The 18,765-nt window shown below is 67.0% G+C and carries 20 protein-coding genes and 1 pseudogene; 13 read left to right on the forward strand and 8 right to left on the reverse strand.

Annotated elements, in window-relative coordinates; translation table 11 throughout:
• Positions 1-126 precede the first annotated feature (126 nt).
• The 3 genes from AC3ITN_RS18260 (at position 127) to AC3ITN_RS18270 (ending at position 2,470) form a co-directional block, all read left to right on the forward strand.
• A complete protein-coding gene (locus AC3ITN_RS18260) occupies positions 127-621 on the forward strand; it encodes a lipocalin family protein (protein ID WP_313345431.1) in 495 nt (164 codons plus the stop codon).
• A gap of 6 nt (positions 622-627) precedes the next feature.
• Positions 628-1,839 carry an NAD(P)/FAD-dependent oxidoreductase gene (locus AC3ITN_RS18265; RefSeq protein WP_489391429.1) on the forward strand — a complete coding sequence of 404 codons (1,212 nt, stop codon included), beginning with the start codon at positions 628-630 and terminating at the stop codon, positions 1,837-1,839.
• Positions 1,840-1,969: 130 nt separating this feature from the next.
• Entirely contained in the window at positions 1,970-2,470 is a 501-nt protein-coding gene (locus tag AC3ITN_RS18270) for a hypothetical protein (protein ID WP_313345436.1), read from the forward strand.
• A gap of 71 nt (positions 2,471-2,541) precedes the next feature.
• Here the strand turns inward: AC3ITN_RS18270 and AC3ITN_RS18275 are convergent, their stop codons facing one another.
• The gene (locus tag AC3ITN_RS18275) at positions 2,542-2,976 is read right to left on the reverse strand and encodes a PepSY domain-containing protein (protein WP_313345439.1); all 435 of its coding nucleotides are present in this window, start codon (positions 2,974-2,976) and stop codon (positions 2,542-2,544) included.
• Positions 2,977-3,118: 142 nt separating this feature from the next.
• On the opposite strand from AC3ITN_RS18275, the gene AC3ITN_RS18280 reads away from it, so the two are divergent.
• The 3 genes from AC3ITN_RS18280 to AC3ITN_RS18290 are packed head-to-tail and all read left to right on the forward strand — an operon-like array spanning position 3,119 to position 5,402.
• Complete coding sequence (locus AC3ITN_RS18280; RefSeq protein WP_489391430.1) at positions 3,119-3,418, forward strand: PepSY domain-containing protein; 300 nt, start codon at positions 3,119-3,121, stop codon at positions 3,416-3,418.
• A complete protein-coding gene (locus tag AC3ITN_RS18285; protein ID WP_313345442.1) occupies positions 3,418-4,080 on the forward strand; it encodes a response regulator transcription factor in 663 nt (220 codons plus the stop codon). The genes AC3ITN_RS18280 and AC3ITN_RS18285 overlap by 1 nt, the downstream gene beginning before the upstream one ends.
• Entirely contained in the window at positions 4,077-5,402 is a 1,326-nt protein-coding gene (locus AC3ITN_RS18290; protein ID WP_489391431.1) for a sensor histidine kinase, read from the forward strand. Before AC3ITN_RS18285 ends, AC3ITN_RS18290 begins: the two co-directional genes overlap by 4 nt.
• A 62-nt stretch (positions 5,403-5,464) precedes the next feature.
• Here the strand turns inward: AC3ITN_RS18290 and AC3ITN_RS18295 are convergent, their stop codons facing one another.
• Both AC3ITN_RS18295 and speA read right to left on the reverse strand, forming a co-directional pair.
• The gene (locus AC3ITN_RS18295; RefSeq protein ID WP_489391432.1) at positions 5,465-5,785 is read right to left on the reverse strand and encodes a DUF6122 family protein; all 321 of its coding nucleotides are present in this window, start codon (positions 5,783-5,785) and stop codon (positions 5,465-5,467) included.
• A gap of 52 nt (positions 5,786-5,837) precedes the next feature.
• A complete protein-coding gene (gene speA / locus AC3ITN_RS18300; RefSeq protein ID WP_489391433.1) occupies positions 5,838-7,727 on the reverse strand; it encodes an arginine decarboxylase in 1,890 nt (629 codons plus the stop codon).
• A 193-nt stretch (positions 7,728-7,920) separates the two neighbouring features.
• Here speA and speE point away from each other — a divergent pair, with 193 nt between their 5' ends.
• Positions 7,921-8,775, forward strand: coding sequence for a polyamine aminopropyltransferase (speE, locus tag AC3ITN_RS18305; RefSeq protein ID WP_313345453.1), 855 nt, complete (start codon positions 7,921-7,923; stop codon positions 8,773-8,775).
• A 115-nt stretch (positions 8,776-8,890) separates the two neighbouring features.
• Here the strand turns inward: speE and AC3ITN_RS18310 are convergent, their stop codons facing one another.
• The gene (locus tag AC3ITN_RS18310; RefSeq protein ID WP_489391434.1) at positions 8,891-9,796 is read right to left on the reverse strand and encodes an aspartyl/asparaginyl beta-hydroxylase domain-containing protein; all 906 of its coding nucleotides are present in this window, start codon (positions 9,794-9,796) and stop codon (positions 8,891-8,893) included.
• Positions 9,797-10,276: 480 nt separating this feature from the next.
• Here AC3ITN_RS18310 and AC3ITN_RS18315 point away from each other — a divergent pair, with 480 nt between their 5' ends.
• Positions 10,277-10,924: a protein kinase family protein gene (locus tag AC3ITN_RS18315; RefSeq protein ID WP_313345458.1), complete on the forward strand. Its 648-nt coding sequence runs from the start codon at positions 10,277-10,279 to the stop codon at positions 10,922-10,924.
• Here AC3ITN_RS18315 and AC3ITN_RS18320 read toward each other — a convergent pair.
• A complete protein-coding gene (locus AC3ITN_RS18320; protein WP_068854331.1) occupies positions 10,921-11,259 on the reverse strand; it encodes a P-II family nitrogen regulator in 339 nt (112 codons plus the stop codon). The genes AC3ITN_RS18315 and AC3ITN_RS18320 overlap by 4 nt on opposite strands.
• Positions 11,260-11,430: 171 nt before the next feature.
• Here AC3ITN_RS18320 and ubiK point away from each other — a divergent pair, with 171 nt between their 5' ends.
• The 4 genes from ubiK (at position 11,431) to AC3ITN_RS18340 (ending at position 13,997) form a co-directional block, all read left to right on the forward strand.
• On the forward strand, positions 11,431-11,700 hold the full coding sequence (ubiK, locus tag AC3ITN_RS18325; RefSeq protein WP_313345621.1) for a ubiquinone biosynthesis accessory factor UbiK: 270 nt from the start codon (positions 11,431-11,433) through the stop codon (positions 11,698-11,700).
• A 10-nt stretch (positions 11,701-11,710) separates the two neighbouring features.
• Entirely contained in the window at positions 11,711-13,213 is a 1,503-nt protein-coding gene (locus tag AC3ITN_RS18330) for a YifB family Mg chelatase-like AAA ATPase (protein WP_489391435.1), read from the forward strand.
• A 66-nt stretch (positions 13,214-13,279) separates the two neighbouring features.
• Positions 13,280-13,534 (forward strand): DUF4160 domain-containing protein, encoded by a 255-nt coding sequence (locus AC3ITN_RS18335; RefSeq protein ID WP_489391436.1) that lies wholly within the window; start codon positions 13,280-13,282, stop codon positions 13,532-13,534.
• Positions 13,515-13,997 (forward strand): DUF2442 domain-containing protein, encoded by a 483-nt coding sequence (locus AC3ITN_RS18340; RefSeq protein ID WP_489391437.1) that lies wholly within the window; start codon positions 13,515-13,517, stop codon positions 13,995-13,997. Before AC3ITN_RS18335 ends, AC3ITN_RS18340 begins: the two co-directional genes overlap by 20 nt.
• 62 nt (positions 13,998-14,059) lie before the next feature.
• Here the strand turns inward: AC3ITN_RS18340 and AC3ITN_RS18345 are convergent, their stop codons facing one another.
• Positions 14,060-16,807, reverse strand: coding sequence for a TonB-dependent receptor plug domain-containing protein (locus AC3ITN_RS18345; protein WP_489391438.1), 2,748 nt, complete (start codon positions 16,805-16,807; stop codon positions 14,060-14,062).
• 116 nt (positions 16,808-16,923) lie between these two features.
• Entirely contained in the window at positions 16,924-17,073 is a 150-nt protein-coding gene (locus AC3ITN_RS18350) for a hypothetical protein (RefSeq protein ID WP_489391439.1), read from the reverse strand.
• On the opposite strand from AC3ITN_RS18350, the pseudogene AC3ITN_RS18355 reads away from it, so the two are divergent.
• Positions 17,067-17,750 (forward strand): annotated as a pseudogene (locus AC3ITN_RS18355) (basic secretory protein-like protein); the annotation flags it as partial. The gene AC3ITN_RS18350 and the pseudogene AC3ITN_RS18355 sit on opposite strands and share 7 nt — an antisense overlap.
• Before the next feature lie 79 nt (positions 17,751-17,829).
• Here AC3ITN_RS18355 and yidA read toward each other — a convergent pair.
• Complete coding sequence (gene yidA, locus AC3ITN_RS18360; protein WP_489391440.1) at positions 17,830-18,678, reverse strand: sugar-phosphatase; 849 nt, start codon at positions 18,676-18,678, stop codon at positions 17,830-17,832.
• Between the last annotated feature and the right edge of the window lie 87 nt (positions 18,679-18,765).

Here is an 18,765-nt window from a genome sequence, read left to right on the forward strand (position 1 = left end):
TAGCCGCGGCCCCCTCCGCGTGGCGTCACGCCATGGCAACGCATCGTTTCCGCGTCAGGATCGGCTTCACTCCGCCGTGGCATCGCTCCCGTCATCGTGGCCGTCCTCTCCGCCACCGTGCCTGCGATGAACACACATGCCGACCTGAAGACCGTCGCCGACCTCAAGCTGCCGCGCTACCTCGGCACCTGGTACGAGATCGCACGGCTGCCCATGAAGCACGAACCGGCCGAGTGCACCGACGTCACCGCGCACTACAGCCTGAAAGAAAACGGGCACGTTGCGGTCCTCAACCGTTGCCGGCTGGGCAATGAGATCGAAGAAGCCGAAGGCGAGGCCTGCGCGGTGGACAATGACAGCGCGCGCCTGGAGGTGAGCTTCCTGCCCAAGGGACTGCGCTGGATTCCGTTCACCAAAGGCGACTACTGGGTGATCCAGGTGGCGCCGGATTACAGCGTGGCGCTGGTCGGCAGCCCCGACCGCAAATTCCTGTGGCTGCTGGCACGCGAACCGCAGCTGGACGTGACCACCCAGGAGCACTACCTGGCGCAGGCGCGTCAGCAGGGGTTCGACCTCACCCCGTTGATCCACACCCCGCACACCGGCCACCCCACCGCCTGACCGCACATGGATCTCAAGAGCGGTTATCCCTTCTGGGCAGTCCGCAACGGGCTGATGCATGCGTTTCCGCCGCTGCGCGAGGACGTCAACTGCGATGTCCTGGTCGTCGGTGGCGGCATCAGCGGCGCGCTGATCGCCAACGAGCTGTGCGCGCACGGCCACGACGTGGCGCTCATCGAGCAGCGCGACATCGGCTGGGGCAGCACCGCAGCCAGCACCGCGCTGCTGCAGTACGAGATCGACACCCATCTCATCGACCTGGCCCAGCAGTACGGCGAAGAGGCCGCCGTGCTGGCCTACCGCGCCTGCGCCGAGGCGATACCGGCGCTGCGCGCAGTGGCGTCGGGCTTTCGCGGGGTCGACTGCCACCCCATGCAGAGCCTGTACTACGCGAGCAAGCGGCGGCACCGCGCGGTGCTGCAGGACGAGTACGCGCTGCGCCGCAGGCACGGCTTCGACGTGCGCTGGCTGGACGCTGACGCCGTGCGCGAGGACTACGGCATCCAGGCACCGGGCGCGATCCTCAGCGCGCTGGCCGCGCGGGTGGACCCCTACCAGCTCACCTACCGGCTGCTGATGCGGCTGGCCAAGGCCGGCTGCGCGGTGCACGACCGCACGGTGCTGCACACCCTGCAACCCACCGCGCGCGGGGTCACCGCGACCACGCCGGAGGGCGTGCGCATCCGCAGCCGCCACGTGGTGCTCGCCACCGGCTACGCCGGCCAGCACTGGCTGAAGCAGCGCGTGGCGCGCAACCGCAGCAGCTATGCCTTCATCACCGACCCGATCGACACCGCCCTGCTTGGGCCGCTCACCGACACCATGGTCTGGGAATCGGCGCGTCCCTACCTGTACATGCGCAGCACCGGCGACCATCGCCTGCTGGTCGGCGGCGAGGACGATACGGTGGATATCCCCGCACGGCGCGATGCCCGGGTGGCCGGCAAGACCGGCACCCTGCTCAAGCAGGTCGCCAGGCTGTTCCCGCACCTGCCGTTGCAGCCGGCCTTCTCCTGGGGCGGTACGTTTGCCGAGACCCACGACGGGCTGCCGTTCTTCGGCCCGCACCCGCAATGGGGCCCACGGGTGCTGTTTGCCATGGCCTACGGCGGCAATGGCATCACCTACTCCATGCTCGGCGCGGGCCTGCTGCGGGCGCGGATTGAACGCCGACGCCACCCGTTGGCGGCGCTGTTCGGGTTCCAACGCCTGGTCTGAGGGGGCCGACCGACCGGCAGGCATCCGCCGTGGGTCGATAGTCCACCCAACGGGCCCCATGACAGGCATCATTCAACCAACGGCTGCTAGCGTCAGCGCTATCGGCCGCATTGCCTGCCCGGAGCCCACCATGATCCGCCCGCTTTCCCTGCTGTTGTGCCTGATGGCCCCCGGTGTTGCGCTGGCCCAGACCGCTGCCGGCGCCACCGGCCCGCAGTCGGCGACCGATCTTGACCTGTCGGTACCGCAGCAGCCGCTGCAGTACCTCAACGACCCCACCCTGCGTGGCGATCCGCCCGGCACCTTCTACGGCGACAAAACCGGCCGCCGCGCGACCCCGCGCGGTGCGGCGGCCAACGGCATTGCCGACGTCACCGACGACAAGCTGCGGGTCAACGGCAGCATCACCACCGGCATCGGCTACGCCAAGAACTTCGGCAATACGCACTACAACGCCGCCGAGTTGAACCTCAACAAGAACTACACCAACGACGACGGCAAGACCCGCAGCATGAACCTCAACATCCAGATCAGCGAGGGCAAGGGCCCGGGCTTCTATGGACCGTATGGCGGCGGGTATGGCGGCTATGGCCGCGGCTACTGGGACGGTCCCGGCCCGGTAGGCTGGTAACCGCCGCGTACGCAGCAACTACACGGCCGGGGCAACCCGGCCGTTTGCATGATGGCCGCGCGCGGCGCGGCTCAGTCCCACCAGCCGTCGCGACGGGTGGACAGCACGCGTCCGTCATGCCCGCTCATGCGCACGTCCACGGGCTGGTTGCGGGCGTTGCGCGCCTCAAGCGTCCAGGTGGCGCCGTCGCGCTCGACCGACTCGATATGGGTCAGCCCGGCCTTGCCGGCCAGGGCCAGGATCTGTCCGGCATCCAGCACGGCGCGACCGCTGCGCGGGTCGAAGATTTCGCCCGTGGCCGGATCAATGATGACGTCGTCCACGCTGCCATCGGCCCGGGTCACATCGGCTTCCCACACGCCGTCGTCGCGCTCCAGCTCATGCACCTGGGTGTAACCGGCGGTGCGCAGCTTGGCCTGCACGTCGGCAGCGGAGAGATCGGCGGCAACGGCCGGGGCGGCGGTGAAGGCGGTCGCCAGGGCGGCGGCAAGGATGAGCGTGTTCATGGAGGAGTTCCTGAAAGGGCACCGGACCATCCCGGCGCCGCCAGTCTGGCAAGCGCACTTAAGCGGACCATGAGGGCCGCTGTTAGGCCACGTTTAAAGGCGCTGCGTATACCGTAGGCAGCCTTTCGCCGACCCCGCTGCCATGACCGCCCTGTCGCTGCTCCTGCCCCTGCTGTTGACCGCTGCCGCGCAGGAGCCCATGCGGGTGCTGGATGGTGGCGCGCGCCAGCAGCAGGCGGTGCGCGAGGCCGTGCAGCAGGGTCGCTACGTGCCGCTGGAGACGGTGGTGCGCGATGCGCTGCGCCGCTATCCCGGGCAGCTGCTGGAAGTGGAGCTGGACGACGGCAAGTACGAGATCGAGATCCTCGGCGCCAACGGCGTGGTGATGGAGCTCGACTATGATGCGACCAGCGGCCGCCTGCTGAAGATGGAAGAAGACTGATGCGACTCCTGCTAGCCGAGGACGATGCGCTGCTCGCCAGCCAGCTGCAGCTGCTGCTCGAGGACGCCGGTTACGTGGTCGTGCACAGCAGCGAAGGGCTCGATGCCGAGTACCAGGGCCAGGTGGAGGACATCGCCGCGGCGATTGTCGACCTGGGCCTGCCCGGCTTGGATGGGCTCAGCGTCATCGAGCGCTGGCGCCAGGCCGGACGCGATTTCCCGGTGCTGGTATTGACCGCGCGCGCGCGTTGGCACGACAAGCTGGCCGGTTTCGACGCCGGTGCCGATGACTTCCTGACCAAACCGTTCCAGCCCGAGGAACTGCTGCTGCGGCTGCGTGCCTTGATCCGCCGCAGTGCCGGCCATGCCAGCCCGCGCCTGCAGTGCGGCCCACTGCGGCTGGACGTCAACGCCGGCCGCTTCGAACTGGACGGGGTGCTGCTGCCGCTCAGCCCGCACGAACACCGCATCCTGAGTTACTTCATGCACCACCCCGACACCGTCATCAGCCGCGCGCGACTGGGCGAACACGTGTACGAATCCGGTTTCGACCCCGATTCCAATACCCTGGACGTGCTGATCGGGCGCATCCGCCGCAAGCTGGGCAGCACCCTCATCCACACCCACCGCGGCCAGGGCTTCCGCCTCTCGGCACAGCCATGAAGACCCGTTCGCTGCGCAGCCGCCTGTTGCTGGCCGGCGGCCTGGGCATGGTGCTGGTCTCCGCGCTGGCCACCTGGTGGCTGGGCGCGATGTACGAACGCTCGGCCCATGCGGCCATGGACCAGCGCCTGGGCAACGACCTGATCGCGGTGCTGGCGCTGGTGGAAGCCGACGCCCAGGGAGGCGTGCAGGTACGCGGGGAACTGGGCGACGAACACTACCGCCGGGTGTTTTCCGGTGCGTACTGGCAGGTGCAGGATGCGCAGGGCCGCCCGCTCGGCCAGTCGCGCTCGCTGTGGGATGACACGCTGGCCGCCCCTGCAGCGCTGCATACGGGTCCGGCGCAGGCCTTCGATACCAGCGGCCCACTGCAGCAGCCGCTGCGTGTCCTGGCCCAGCAGGTCACGCTGCCGCGTGCCGCCACGCCACTGCGCGTCATGGTGGCCACGGACCGCAGCCAGCTGGACGCGCAGGTAAGTGCGTTCCGCCAACGTACCGCGCTGGCCCTGATCGTGCTGATCGCCCTGTGGTTCGCGGTACTGGTCACCCAGGTGCACTACGGCCTGCGGCCGCTGGCCGAGCTGGGCCGCATCGCCGAACAGGTGCGCAATGGCGAGGACGTGCGCTTCCCGCAACGCGGACTGGTGAAGGAAGTGGCGCCGCTGGCGGGCGAGCTCAATGCCCTGCTCGATCACCACGGCCGCATGGTGCTGCGCGCCCGGCGCAGCGCCGAAGACCTCGCGCATGCCCTGAAGACGCCGTTGACCGTCCTCGCCAACGAGGCCGAAGGTGCCGGCAGCGATTGGCGCCAGACCGTGCGCGGCGAGACGGCGCGCATGCAGGCCAGCATCGACCGCTACCTGGCGGTGGGCGTGGCGGCCGACCACCAGCAGCGCACGCCGGTGGGCCCGGTGGTCACCGCGCTGTGTGGCCTGGTGCAGCGCGTGCACACCGAGCGCGCGCTGGTGTTTGTGTTCGACCCGCAGGCGCAGGGCCTGTTCGCCGGTGCGCGCGAAGACCTGGAAGAGATGCTCGGCAACCTGCTCGACAACGCCGGCAAGTGGGCCGCGCACCGGGTCGAGGTGAAGGTGACGCACATCGGCAACCGCATGCGCATCGAGGTGGGCGACGACGGCAGCGGCCTGCCCGACGAGCACCTGGACAGCGTGCTGGGTCGTGGCGTGCGCCTGGACCAGCGCGCGCCCGGCAGCGGGTTGGGGTTGGCGATCGTGGCCGATATCGCCGAGAGCTACGGCGGCACACTGGTGCTGCGCAATGGCAGCCCGGGGTTGCAGGCGACGTTGACGCTGCCGGCCGGTTGACGCGTGGGTGGCGTGGGCTGGGTGGCACATACAGTCGGCTCTACCCAGTCGGCTCTACCCCGTCAGCGCGCGTGCATCCACCAGCAGTCGATCGCGTCCAACACGATGTGGACGATCAACCCGATCCCGAACAACCGCGTCTTCTTCGGCACGCACAGCCCCGCGTACACGGCCATGGCCGGCGCCGTATGCAGCGGGTGGAAACCGATGCTGCAGCGGTTGGGCGCATAGATCGGATCGGCCAGCAGGTGGTCCAGGTCGATGATCCAGCCCAGCAGCAACAGCGCCCAGGCGGACAGGAAACGCTTGCGCCAGAACATCCACGCCAGCAACGCCGGCACGGCGGCATGCAGCAGCAGGTGGATGATCGCGCGGGTGCTCATGCGGAACGCGGGTCGACCGCCACCGGCACGGTGCCGGCAGCGGTCGGGCGCATCAGGCCAGCGGCTCGTCGGACAGGTACGTGTAGCCGGTCAGGCCGGCTTCCAGCGCGTCGGACAGTTCCTGCGCCCGGGCCGGCGACAGGTTCGCCGCAGCCACCCGCTCGGCATAGCTCGCCCGCAGCTCGACAAGGCTGTAGCCCACGTAATCCAGCATCACATCGGTGGTATCGCCGCGGCGCTGCTGGGTGATGGCATAACCATCGGCATTGGCCAGCACTTCCACCGCATCGGTATCGCCGAACAGGTTGTGGATGTCGCCCAGGATCTCCTGGTAGGCACCGACCATGAAGAAGCCGATCCGGTAGCTCTCGCCCGACTTCAGCGCGTGCAGCGGCAGCGACGTGTCCAGGCTCTCGTTCTCGACGTAGGTCTTCACCATGCCGTCCGAATCGCAGGTCATGTCCGCGATGATGCCGCGGCGCTGCGGCGCCTCGTCCAGGCGTTCGATCGGCACGATCGGAAACACCTGGTCGATCGCCCAGGCGTCCGGGATCGATTCGAACACGCTGAAATTGACGAAGTACTTGTCCACCAGGCGCTCGTTCAACTCATCCAGCGCCGGGCGGTGGCTCTTCTCGTCATAGCTCAGCCGCGCGCGCACGGCGTGGGCGATGGCGTAGAACAGGTCATCGATGCGCGCACGCTGCGGCAGGTCGATCTGGCCCAGCGCGTAGCTGGACAGCCCTTCGGCATGGAAATGCTGGGCTTCCTGGAACAGTTCCACCGCCGGGCGCTTGTCCAGGTCGTCGTGGATCTCACGCAGGTGGCGGATCGCGGCCGGCTCGTCGTCGTGCTGGTCGGGCACGCGGCCTTCCTGCGCCTCCTCGACCTCCGACACGTTGGCGATCAGCACCGCGTGGTGCGCGGTCATCGCACGACCACACTCGGTGACGATGCGCGGCGGGGTCAGGCCATGTTCCTCGCAGGCATTGGCCAGCGGCTGCACGATGTTGCTGGCGTAGGAATCCAGGCCGTAGTTGATCGAGCAGAAGCTGCGCGAACGGGTGCCTTCGTAATCCACGCCCAGCCCGCCGCCCACGTCCACGTGGGTGATCTTCGCGCCCAGGCGCGACAGCTCCACGAAGTAGCGGGTGGCCTCGCGCATGCCGTTGGCGATGTCGCGCACGTTGGAGATCTGCGAGCCCATGTGGAAATGCAGCAGGCTCAGGCAGTCGGCGTATTCGGTGTCGCGCAGCGACTTCCACAGGTCCAGCAGCTGGCGCGGGGACAGGCCGAACTTGGCCTTGTCGCCGCCGCTGTTCTGCCACTTGCCCGCACCCAGCGAGGCCAGGCGCATGCGCACGCCCAGGCCCGGCTTCACGTCCAGCGCCTTGGACTCCTCCAGCACCAGCTTCAGCTCGGAGGGCTTCTCGATCACGATGAAGGTCTGCAGGCCCAGCTTGCGGCCGATCAGGGCCAGGCGGATGTACTCGCGGTCCTTGTAGCCGTTGCAGACGATCAGCCCGCCCGGGCGCGACAGCGCCAGCACCGCCATCAGCTCCGGCTTGCTGCCGGCCTCCAGGCCGAAGCCCTCGCCGTGGTGGCTGGCCAGGGTGCCCGCCACGCCACGGTGCTGGTTGACCTTGATCGGGTACACCGCGGTATAGCCGCCGGCGTAGTCCCAGTCGGCCTGGGCTTGGCCGAAGGCGGACTGCAGCTTGCCCAGGCGCTGGCCCAGGATGTCCGGGAAGCGCACCAGCAGCGGCAGCTTGGCCCCGGCGGCACGCGCGGCGTCCACGATCTTCGGCAACGACACCACCGGGCCGTCCTGGCCAGTCGGTCTCACCACCATGTGTCCTGCCTGATCCACGTCGAAGTAGCCATCCGCCCAATGCGGAATCGAGTAGGTCTTGCGGGCTTGGTCGAGGGACCAATCGGTCATTTCAGTGGGCCTGGTTGGTAAAAAAGGGGGTGCATGATAACGCCTATGTGGCGACAGCTCCGTTATCATGCGCGCCCGCGCCCGTGCCCAGGTGGAAACCTGAACAGGCCGGACCCGTCCGGACGTGGCTAGCGCCACGCGGCCCCCGCCGCCAGCCCGGCTCCAACCCCCTTCCGAACAGGACCGCTATTCCATGACTGACAACAACAACTGGTACATCGAACATTTCGAGCGCACCGGCTCGGCCATCGGCTACCGCCTGACGGGCAAGCTCGATGAAGTGCAGTCGCCGTTCCAGAAGATCGAGATCTTCGCGACCACCGACTGGGGCAACCTGATGACCATCGATGGCGCCATCATGCTCACCAGCAAGGACAACTTCTTCTATCACGAGATGATCAGCCACCCGGTGCTGTTCACCCACGCCGCGCCCAAGCGCGTGGTGATCATCGGCGGCGGCGACTGCGGCACCCTGCGCGAGGTGCTCAAGCACCAGGGCGTGGAGAGCGTGACCCAGTGCGACATCGACGAGCAGGTCACCCGCATGGCCGAGAAGTATTTCCCGGAGCTGTGCGACTCCAACGGCGACCCGCGCGCCGAGCTGATGTTCGATGACGGCGTGGCCTACATGGCCAACTGCCCGGCCGGCAGCGTGGACGTGGTCATCGTGGATTCGACCGATCCGGTCGGCCCGGGCGAAGGCCTGTTCAACAAGGCGTTCTATGAGAGCTGCTTCAAGGCGCTCAAGGACGACGGCATCCTGGTGCAGCAGTCCGAGTCGCCGCTGATGCAGCTGGACCTGATCAATGAAATGCGCACCGAGATGGGCAAGGCCGGCTTCCAGGCGTTCAAGACCCTGCCGTTCCCGCAGCCGTGCTACCCCACCGGCTGGTGGAGCGTGACCCTGGCGCGCAAGGGCCAGAGCAGCTTCGACTTCCGCCAGGCCGATTCGGCCTCCAAGTCGTTCGACACCCTGTACTACACCGCCGCCCTGCACACCGGCGTGCTGGTCACCCCGCCGTTCGTGGCGGCAGCCCTGAAGGGCTGACGCGGTAGGTGACGACCGTTGGTCGTCACCCGCCCCACAAAAAACCCGCGCTGGCAAGACAGCGCGGGTTTTTTGTAGTGCCGGCCGCTGGCCTGCTCCAAGCAAACCCCGGCGATTACAACGCCCAGATCCCCGCAATCACCAGCAGTACCAGGCCCCACTTGATCGCGTGGTAGGCAAACGCACTGCGCGCGCGCAGCGCCTTGGCCTTCAGCCGCACCTTGTACACCCCACCAAAGGCCTTGTTGACCCCACCGGTCGGATCGCCCGGCAGGTTCGGCGAAGCGCCACCGGCCAGCAGCGTCGAGGCCACCGCGCGGTTGAACAGGCCCGGCAGGCCGAAGCGCAGCGGACGGGCGATATCGCAGAACAGGATCACCCGGTCATCCGGGGTCTCGTTGTGCGCGTGGTGGATGTAGGTCTCGTCGAACATCATCCACTCGCCATCGCGCCAGCTCTTCCTGATGCCGTCCACTTCGATGTAGCAGCCATCATCGTTCGGCGTGGCCAGGCCCAGGTGCAGGCGCAGCGAACCGGCGAACGGGTCGCGGTGCGGGCGCAGCTCGCTGCCCGAGGGCAGCTGGGCAAACATCGCCGCGCGCACGTCCGGCAGCGACTCCAGCAGCGCGGTGGTCTGCGGGCACAGCGTCCGGGCCGACGGATGCGACGGGCCGTACCACTTCAGATAGAAGCGCTTCCAGCCACGGCGGAAGAAGGAATTGAAGCCGGCATCGTTGAAAGTGCTGGACGCGGCGATCTTGTCCGCATCGCGCAGTGCCAGCGCCTCGTCGCGGATCACCTGCCAGTTCTGGCGGAGCGGCTCCAGCTGCGGGAACTCCTTGCCCGGATCCAGGAACGGCGTGGTCGGCACCTTCGAGAACGCGTACATGACCACATTGATCGGGGCCATGAAGCTGGAATGGTCGAGCAGCTGGCGCGACCAGCGCGCGCGCACCTTGCCGCGGTAGTGCACGTACAGCACGCACGCCGCGAACAGAACCACCACGATAATCTTGATCATCACGCATCCACCGGCCGCTGCCGGAACCCATCAGGGTGAAAAGGGGACGCAGGGCCAGAGCCGGCCTGCATCGGGGGGAGTCATGCGCGACAGAGCGTGCCGTCGGGTGCGGCGCGGCCGCGCATGCGTATTCAACTGGGCTATGGTCCGCACCGATACGCCCCGGGTCAAGCGACCTCCCTGCAACGTTCAGATGCGGCCGGGAGACCTGTTCGTGGCGGGCGCAGGTCGCGCCGGCTCACCGCAGACACTCTTGGCGCAACTCAACTACATGATTCTCATGCGGTTTTTTCGTTTTCGGGCGTCTTCACCCGCCTTTAACGCGACAAACTGTTCCACGTCCGGTTATGACATTTTTCCGACAAACGCTGGTTTGGTGTACTCACGAGTACTAAAATTAACGAAATCCTGCCCTCTCCCATTCAGCAGCACCGGTACGCCTGACGCTTTGCGCCGACCACCGGGTCGCCCCAGAACGTCATGAATACAACCGTTGCTTCGTGTGTCGACGACACCGCCCCCGCCGAGCTGCTCAAGCGCGGTGAACGCCTGCTGGAACCCGATGTCTACCGCACCTGCCTCAACGGGCAGCCGGCCGTGGTCAAGGACTACACCCGCTATCGCGGCACCCCGCTGTCTCCGATCGCCCGCCTGCTGGTCCGGCGCGAGGCGCGCATCCTGCAGCGCCTGAGCGGCTGGAAGCACGCCCCGGCCCTGCTGGGCACCATTGGCGGCCTGGCGCTGGGCATGGAGTTCATTCCCGGCCAGACCCTGAGCGCGGCCCAGTCGGTGGGCATCGAGGTGTTTGAACAGCTGCAGTTCGCGCTCGATCGCCTGCACGCGGCGGGGATCACCCACAACGACCTGCACGGCACCAATGTGATGGTGAACGGTGGCGTACCGGTGCTGGTCGACTTCACCTCGGCCTGGCGCAGCCCACGCTGGCTGCCGGTGCACCCGGTCTCGCGCCAGCTGCGCCGCAGCGACCGGAAGAACCTGTTGAAGATGCGTCTGCGCCTCACCGGCACCCGTCCGAGCGCCTCCGAGGCCGCGCAGGTCGCCGATCCGCGCTGGGTGGCCGGCGTGCGGGTGGCGTGGAAGCGCTTCTACCGGTGGTTCAAGGGCTAGAGCGCGTCCGCGTCCAGTTCGCCGGTGCGGATGCGCACCACGCTGCCCAGGTCGTACACGAACACCTTGCCGTCGCCGATCTTGCCGGTGCCCGCCGCTTTGACGATCGCTTCCACCACCTCGTCCACCTGGCCGTCGGTGACCGCCACCTCGATCTTCACCTTCGGCAGGAAGTCCACCACGTACTCGGCGCCCCGGTAGAGCTCGGTGTGGCCCTTCTGCCGCCCGAAGCCCTTGACCTCGGTGACCGTGATTCCGGTGACGCCGCGCTCGGCCAGCGCCTCGCGCACGTCGTCGAGCTTGAACGGCTTGAGCACCGCCATGACCATCTTCATCTGTTGGCTCCTGTCTTCGCGGCAGAGGATAACGCCTGTCCGCCGATGAACGCGATGCATCCCGACCCCACCACCCTGTGCGCTGCGGATTATCCTTACCCGCAACGCCTGACCAGCCTGATGGTGGTCACGGCCCGACAGGCCGAGAATGCCCCCACCAGCGGAGACACCATGATTGACCTCAACCAAATCGATGACCTGGCGCGGCGCCTGAGCGACATGGTGCCCCCCGGGCTGCGCGAATCGCGCGAAGAGCTGCAGGCGACCTTCAAGAGTGCGCTGCAGGCCGGTCTGGCGCGGCTGGACCTGGTGACCCGGGAAGAATTCGACGTCCAGCGTGCCGTGCTGCTGCGCACCCGCGAGAAGCTCGACGCGCTGGAGAAGACCGTGGCCGCACTGGAAGCCGCTGCCCAACCGCCGGCCGAGCGCCCGGCCCCGTAAAGGAAACACCATGAGCCTGGCGCTGGTGCACAGCCGTGCCCGCGCCGGCGTCCATGCGCCCGCGGTCCGGATCGAAGTCCTGCTTTCCGGCGGTCTGCCGTCGGTACAGATCGTCGGCCTGCCCGAGGCGGCCGTCCGCGAATCGCGCGACCGGGTCCGTGCTGCCCTGGTCTGCGCCCGGTTCGAGTATCCCCAGCGGCGCATCCTGATCAACCTGGCCCCGGCCGACCTGCCCAAGGAAGGCGGGCGCTTCGACCTGGCCATTGCGCTGGGCATCCTCGCCGCCAGCGACCAGATCGACCGCCACGTGCTCGCGCAGTATGAATTCCTCGGCGAGCTGGCCCTCACCGGCGAGCTGCGCGGCGTGGACGGTGCGCTGCCCGCCGCGATTGCCGCCGCCACGCTCGGGCGCACCCTGGTCGTGCCCGCCAGCAACGGTGCCGAGGCCGCCCTCGCCCAACATGCCGACGTCCGCGTGGCCCGCACCCTGCTGGACGTGTGCGGCGCACTGGCGGGCCGTTCCCTGCCCCACGCGGTGCCCGCGCCCGTCACGCCACTGGCGGTGCCCGACCTTCGCGACGTGCGTGGCCAGCAGCAGGCGCGCCGCGCCCTGGAGGTAGCGGCGGCCGGCGGGCACCACCTGCTGCTGGTCGGCACCCCGGGCTGCGGCAAGACCCTGCTGGCGTCACGCCTGCCCGGCATCCTGCCCGACGCCACCGAAGCCGAAGCGCTGGAAACGGCCACCGTGGCGTCCTGCACGGGCGCAGGCATCGACACCGCCCGCTGGCGCCATCGCCCGTACCGCGCACCGCACCACACCGCCAGCGCGGTGTCTCTGGTCGGCGGCGGCGCCTACCCGCGCCCGGGCGAGATCTCGCTGGCGCACAACGGCGTACTGTTCCTGGACGAACTCCCCGAATGGAGCCGCCACACCCTCGAAGTGCTGCGCCAGCCGCTCGAATCCGGCACCGTCATGGTGGCCCGCGCCGCGCGTACCGACGCCTTCCCTGCGCGTTTCCAGCTGGTGGCGGCCATGAACCCCTGCCCCTGCGGTTGGGCCGGCGACCGCAGCGGGCGCTGCCGGTGCACCCAGGACAGCATCGCGCGCTATCGCGGGCGCGTCTCCGGCCCGCTCATGGACCGCATTGATCTGCACGTCCAGGTGCCCCGGCTGGAACCGAGCGAACTGCGCAGCGACGCACCGCCGGGCGAGACCAGCGAAACCGTCCGCGCCCGCGTGGTCGCCGCACGCGAGGTGCAGCTCACGCGCAGCGGAAAGCCCAACGCACAGCTGCTGCCGGCCGAACTCGACGAACACTGCCGGCTGCAGAGCGACGACCAGCAGCTGCTGGAAGACGCGGTGGAGCAGCTGCAGCTTTCCGCCCGCTCGATGCACCGCATCCTGCGCGTGGCGCGAACGGTGGCCGATCTGGCTCATTGCGACCAGATCTCCACCGCGCACCTGGCCGAGGCCATCGGCTACCGGCAGGTGGATAGGGGAGGTGCGGCGTGATGATGAACGTCGCCAAGCCTACAGAACACAATAACCCAGCCGGTTGGGTTATTCTGGAGCTGCAGCATGCCTAGCGTCGCGCGGATCAATGGACTGAGGGTAGTGATCTACCCGAACGACCACGGTCCGGCGCACGTCCACGTCATCGGAGGCGGCTCGGAGGCCATCTTCCTCCTGCGGTGCCCGTCTGGCCCACCCGAGCTCAGGAGCAACGCTGGATTCAGCGGCGGCGTGCTCCGTGATCTTCGTTCGCAACTGTCTGAACTACTGCCCCGCTTGTGCGGGCACTGGAGAAGCATCCATGACGATCTCCGACATTGACGTTGAACAGGCGAACGCGCGCATGCGTCGCCTTCAACAGACGGGCTCGGTCGAATCCGTCGCCTACCGGCGCGCGACCAAGCGGGTGGTCATCGAGCTGATCACCGGCATCCAACTTTCCATTCCTGTCGATCGCATCGAAGGACTGGCTGAAGCGGACGCCGGCGCACTCGCCGAAATGGACATCAGCCCAAGCAGGCTTGGCATCCATTGGCCCCAGCTGGACGTTGATCTCTACATACCCGGAGTACTACAAGGCCATCTTGGCAGCAGGAAGTGGATGGCAACGCAACTTGGCAAGGCAGGCGGCGCATCGACGAGCGAGGCCAAGCGCGCCGCGGCACGCGAGAACGGACGGCTCGGCGGCCGTCCGCCTGGTCCTGCCGCTGTCAAGCCGCGTGGCGCTAAACGGTCAGGGCAAGCCGTGGCGCGCAGGGGCGGGCGTTCGCCCGCGCAAGCGTAGGCAGGGCGGACGCGCTGGTACGGCCCCCGGGGTGACCATTCAATCGGCCACCCCGGTCCCTGTTACTGGAAGTCCAGCGACAACTCCACAAACATCGAACGGCCAAACGCGTTGTACACCCCCTGGTCGTAGTACGGCCAGTTGCCGTTGGTGGTGTCCACCGGCGGGCGCTCGTTGGTCAGGTTGTTGGCGGTCAGCAGTACGCTGGCGAGTGTGTTGATGCGGTAGTTGACCGTGGCGTTCCAGGTCGTCCAGGGACCGATGTTGCGGTCCTCGCCCGTAGCATTCCAGGTGGGTGCGTTGCGGATGCCGTACACATTGGTGCTGAAGGCACCGATGTTCCAATTGACGCCCAGCGTCGTGCGGTAACGCAGTTCGTTGGAGTTGCCGCAGCACAGCATGTCGTTTACCGGATCACCTTCCTGCTGCTGCAGCTCATGCTTCAGCGAGCGGTAGTAGCCCGCGTTCACCCCGAACTCGCCTGCGCGTCCCCCGCTCCACTTGAAGTCGCCCGAGGCCTGGATGCCGGTCTGGCGCTGCTTGGCCAGGTTGATCGGATACGAGAACACCTTGGACACGCCGTTGGGGTTGAGCGGGTCGGTGGCTGGCAGGCGCTGCACCTGGCCCAGGATCTGACGGCAGGTCGGCGAATTGATGTCGAACGCCACGTCGCCGTTCTCAGACGTCCCCAGGCGGCAGTTGGCTTCGGTGGCAAGGATGCTGTCAGTGCCGAGGATGGACACCTCGTTTTCGATCTTCACCGAGTTGTAGTCGACCGACAGGTTCAACGCGTTGTCCAACGCCGACCAGACGAAGCCGTAGGTGAACGTTTCCGCCGTGATGTCCTTCAGGTCGCGGTTGCCCGTACTGGAGGACAGCACCTGCAGGGAGGACTGCGGGCACTCATCGAAGTTTTCCGAGGTGTACCCGGCCTGCCGGCACAGGAAGGTGTCCACGTTGGTGGTATACCCACTGCTCTCGCGCGAGTACAGGTAGAACATGTCCGGCGAGCGGAACGCAGTGGCATAGCTGCCGCGCAGCAGCAGCGACTCAATCGGGCGGTATTCCAGGCCCAGCTTCCAGGTCGCCTTGCCGTTTCCGCCACCGCCCTGCAGGGAATACTTGTCATAGCGTCCCGACAGGTTGGCGCTGAGGGTGTCGAAGACCGGCACCTGCAGTTCGGCACCTATCGCGTACAGATCACGCTGGCCTTCGGCCGAAGTGCCTGCGGTCTGGCCGCGGAACAGCACGGCGGCATTTGGGTCGGCCGACTGGTTGAAGAACTTCTCGCGGGTGCCCTGCACGATCATCGCGAAGCCGACGTCGCCGGCAGGCAGGCCGAACAACGCCGTATTGGTCACCAGCGCGGTTACCCCGGTGCGCGACGCCGACGATTCAGCGCGGTTGGTACCGCTGAACTGGTCGTACTGCTGGCGGGTCAGTGGCTGGTACAGCACGTCCAGGTTGGGTGCGTAGGCGTCGTAGCCGTTGACCTTGCCCAGCTGCGGACCGAGGTAATAGTCATCAATCCCGCCGGTGGCCAGGAAGTCGGTGGATTTGCGGGTGACATCGGTACTCGACCGGTTCACGTAGACGTCGTAGTCGAATCCGGTGTCACCCAGTCCACCGCGTGCGCCGGCGGTGATGTTGAGCGAGCGGGTATAGACGCGCTGGTCCTTCGCATCCATGCCCACTTCCTCGGGAGCATAGATGCGCTGCCACTGCTCGTAGTTGCCGCTGGTCTGGTTGTAGAAGGTCTTGTTCCAGAAGGGACTTCCGCCGGAATAGGTCGGCCGCCCGAAGCTGAAGAGGATGTCCGAGTACAGCTCGGTGGTTTCGCTGAGGTGGTAGCGCAGGAACGTCGTGGCATTCACATCTTCGCTCGTGTTGTAGAGCGTGGCGGTGCCGACATTGTCGGGGCTGCCGCAGTAGTAGCCGGTGCCCGCCGCGTTGCGATGCGCGTACGTGGTGCTTCCGCCGAACAGATTTGACAGCGGCGCGCAGGTTGCCTCGCCCGGGTCGATGTAGCCATTGGGGGACATCTGCATGCGCAGGAAGGTGCGCGAGGGGTCCTGCGGGCCGGTCGGGCTGTCGTTGACGCTGTCGATGTAATCGCGGTCGGATGCGAAGATCGGTTTCTGTCGGGTGTATTCCAATCCGTAGCTGACATCCAGGTCGCCGAACGAGTGGCCGTTGCTGAAGATGAAGCGCTGGCTGGAGCCGCCGCCGTCACTGTAGCCGCCGGCGCGGTAACGGAAATGCGCACCTTCCACCTTGTCCTTCAGCACGATGTTGATGACGCCCGCGACGGCCGATGACCCGTACACCGACGACTGCCCACCGGTAAGCACGTCGATGCGTTCCACCATGCCCAGCGGAATGTTGGCGATGTCCACGATGCTGGTGTTGCCGTTGTAGGCGAGCGGATAGCTGTTGAGCGGCCGTCCGTTGAGCAGCGTCAGCGTGTAGCTCGGGTCCAGCCCGAACAGGCTGACCGTCTTGGCACCCGGGGTGTAGAAGCCGGTGCCCTGCGAATCCTGCACCGAGCCATTGGCCATGGGCAGCGAGCGCAGCGCGTCGAACACCGTGGTGAAGCCCTGCGCCTCGATCTGCTCTGCGGTGATGGTGGTCACCGGCGAGGGGCCTTCTATCTGCGCGCGCGGTATCAGCGAGCCGGTCACAGTGACGGTATCGAGCTGACGGGTGGTCGGCGGGGTGCCGTCCTCGTCGGGCGGGGCCGCCTGGGCCCGTGCGGCCAGGGGATGGATCAGTACGGACGACACCAGCAACGACAGCAACGTGCGCTTCATTTTGCAGATCTCCAGTACGAGGTCTCCCGCCGCCGGAACGGGGCAGGAGGGTCGGGTGTGCAGGGGATTCCGTGAGGCGTGGGGCGCAGTTGTTCTAGATCGATCTAAATGCGTTGTCAATAATTTGAAATGAAACCATTTTCCAGCACTTGGATCGAACTAAATGGCACTTGCGACGCGCCGTGGCCCTGTTGCAGGATCAGCACGGTTGTCGCGCCCCACGGCGGACGATGATGCGCGTTGACCACCACGTCCTGGAGTGCCACCTATGCGTTTGCGCCGTTGTCTGATCGTCCCTGTCATCGTTGCGAGCCTGGCGTTCCCTGTCGCACACGCGGCGGAACTTCAACAGACCCGCGATGGGGTCACCCTGGCCTATCAGGACACGAGCGGTTCAACGGCGGCGGACGTGCGTGACCGCATCATCGCCACCTTCTTCGCCACCTATCCGCGCGAACGGCGCGATTTCCATCCTTCGGCGCCATCCACTGTGCGCATTGTCATGGACCCGTCCTACGACGGTGTCGCCTACGTGGGTGAGAAGGACCAGTCGGCCACCATCACCATCAACCCGCGTTGGCTGGAGAAGCATCCCAACGACACCGACCTGGTCACCCACGAGGCCATGCATATCGTGCAGGGATACCCGGGCTACGCCAGCGAACAGGCGCCCTCGTGGCTGGTGGAAGGCATTGCCGACTTTGCCCGCGACCATTACGGCGTCGACAACGGTGCCGGCGGCTGGGCATTGCCCACGCAGGTCAAGCCGGAGCACAAGGTGGACAGCGGCTACCGCGTCACCGGTGCCTTCCTGAAGTGGGGTGAGGCCGCACATCCGGGACTGGTCAAGGCGCTGGACGCGGCGCTGCGCAGCGGCCGCTATACGCCGTCGTTGTGGAAGCAGCATACCGGTGAAGACTTGCCGACGCTGTGGGACGCGTATGTCGCGCAGCAGGGTGGTACGGCTCGGGGCGCCTGATCGCCGGGGCCGCGCGTGGAAGCGTTGCTCCGTTTACGGGGCGCTACCGATGTGGTGCGTCGTGCAGCACAAACCGCTCGATCGCCAACGCCACCCCATCTTCTGAATTCGTCGCCGTCTCATGCAACGCGGTGGCCTTCACCGCGTCGATGGCGTTGCCCATCGCCACGCTGGTGCCGGCGTACTGCAACATGCTCAGGTCATTTTCCTGGTCGCCGATGGCCATCACCCGGCTGCGGTCGATCCCCAGGTGCTCGGCCAGTTTCTGCAGGCTCGGCCCCTTGCCTGCACGGTGGTCAAACACCTCCAGGAAGAACGCGGCGCTCTTGAGCACCGCGAAACGCTCGATCAGCGCGGCCGGCAGGCGCAGGATCGCGGCGTCCAGCACCGCCGGCTCGTCCACCATCATCAGCTTGGTGAAGGTCATCCCCGGATCCATGTCCTCCACGCGGCGGTATGACAGCGGCACGCGCGAGAGGTGCGAGTCGGCCACGGTGTAGAGGCTGATGTCCTGGTTGGGCGTATACAGGCGCTCGTTGTGGAGCGCCTGGAAGTGCACGCCAAGGTCGCGCGAAACACGTTCGCAGAACAGGAAGTCATCGATGCTGAGCGGATACTCCACCACCACCTCACCGGTGGCCACGCGCGTCACCAGCCCACCGTTGCAGGCGATGCAGTAGTCCTCGCTGCCGTTGATGCCCAGCTCGTCGAGGAACGGCGCAAGGCCCGACACCGGGCGACCGCTGGTGAGCACGACCCTTACGCCCTGCTCGCGGGCGCGGGCGATGGCCTGCTTCACGCGCGGCGTGAGCCTGTGCGCGGGATCGAGCAGCGTGCCATCCATGTCGATGGCGACCAGTTCGATAGCCGGCGGGTGACGCCCCATGTCCATCACGTTCAACGTTGACCACTGCAGAACACGCTGCCACGGCAGCCATGGCCGATAGTTTACTGCAGCGGTCCGTGGACAAAGAAAAAG

This window comes from Stenotrophomonas sp. KH_036_B (assembly GCF_057839485.1).

Bases quoted from the DNA above. Each gene is read 5' to 3' on its own strand.
- AC3ITN_RS18260 (WP_313345431.1), top strand. From the start codon at position 127: ATGAACACACATGCCGACCTGAAGACCGTCGCCGACCTCAAGCTGCCG.
- AC3ITN_RS18265 (WP_489391429.1), top strand. From the start codon at position 628: ATGGATCTCAAGAGCGGTTATCCCTTCTGGGCAGTCCGCAACGGGCTG.
- AC3ITN_RS18270 (WP_313345436.1), top strand. From the start codon at position 1,970: ATGATCCGCCCGCTTTCCCTGCTGTTGTGCCTGATGGCCCCCGGTGTT.
- AC3ITN_RS18275 (WP_313345439.1), bottom strand. From the start codon at position 2,976: ATGAACACGCTCATCCTTGCCGCCGCCCTGGCGACCGCCTTCACCGCC.
- AC3ITN_RS18280 (WP_489391430.1), top strand. From the start codon at position 3,119: ATGACCGCCCTGTCGCTGCTCCTGCCCCTGCTGTTGACCGCTGCCGCG.
- AC3ITN_RS18285 (WP_313345442.1), top strand. From the start codon at position 3,418: ATGCGACTCCTGCTAGCCGAGGACGATGCGCTGCTCGCCAGCCAGCTG.
- AC3ITN_RS18290 (WP_489391431.1), top strand. From the start codon at position 4,077: ATGAAGACCCGTTCGCTGCGCAGCCGCCTGTTGCTGGCCGGCGGCCTG.
- AC3ITN_RS18295 (WP_489391432.1), bottom strand. From the start codon at position 5,785: ATGAGCACCCGCGCGATCATCCACCTGCTGCTGCATGCCGCCGTGCCG.
- speA (WP_489391433.1), bottom strand. From the start codon at position 7,727: ATGACCGATTGGTCCCTCGACCAAGCCCGCAAGACCTACTCGATTCCG.
- speE (WP_313345453.1), top strand. From the start codon at position 7,921: ATGACTGACAACAACAACTGGTACATCGAACATTTCGAGCGCACCGGC.
- AC3ITN_RS18310 (WP_489391434.1), bottom strand. From the start codon at position 9,796: ATGATCAAGATTATCGTGGTGGTTCTGTTCGCGGCGTGCGTGCTGTAC.
- AC3ITN_RS18315 (WP_313345458.1), top strand. From the start codon at position 10,277: ATGAATACAACCGTTGCTTCGTGTGTCGACGACACCGCCCCCGCCGAG.
- AC3ITN_RS18320 (WP_068854331.1), bottom strand. From the start codon at position 11,259: ATGAAGATGGTCATGGCGGTGCTCAAGCCGTTCAAGCTCGACGACGTG.
- ubiK (WP_313345621.1), top strand. From the start codon at position 11,431: ATGATTGACCTCAACCAAATCGATGACCTGGCGCGGCGCCTGAGCGAC.
- AC3ITN_RS18330 (WP_489391435.1), top strand. From the start codon at position 11,711: ATGAGCCTGGCGCTGGTGCACAGCCGTGCCCGCGCCGGCGTCCATGCG.
- AC3ITN_RS18335 (WP_489391436.1), top strand. From the start codon at position 13,280: ATGCCTAGCGTCGCGCGGATCAATGGACTGAGGGTAGTGATCTACCCG.
- AC3ITN_RS18340 (WP_489391437.1), top strand. From the start codon at position 13,515: ATGACGATCTCCGACATTGACGTTGAACAGGCGAACGCGCGCATGCGT.
- AC3ITN_RS18345 (WP_489391438.1), bottom strand. From the start codon at position 16,807: ATGAAGCGCACGTTGCTGTCGTTGCTGGTGTCGTCCGTACTGATCCAT.
- yidA (WP_489391440.1), bottom strand. From the start codon at position 18,678: ATGGACATGGGGCGTCACCCGCCGGCTATCGAACTGGTCGCCATCGAC.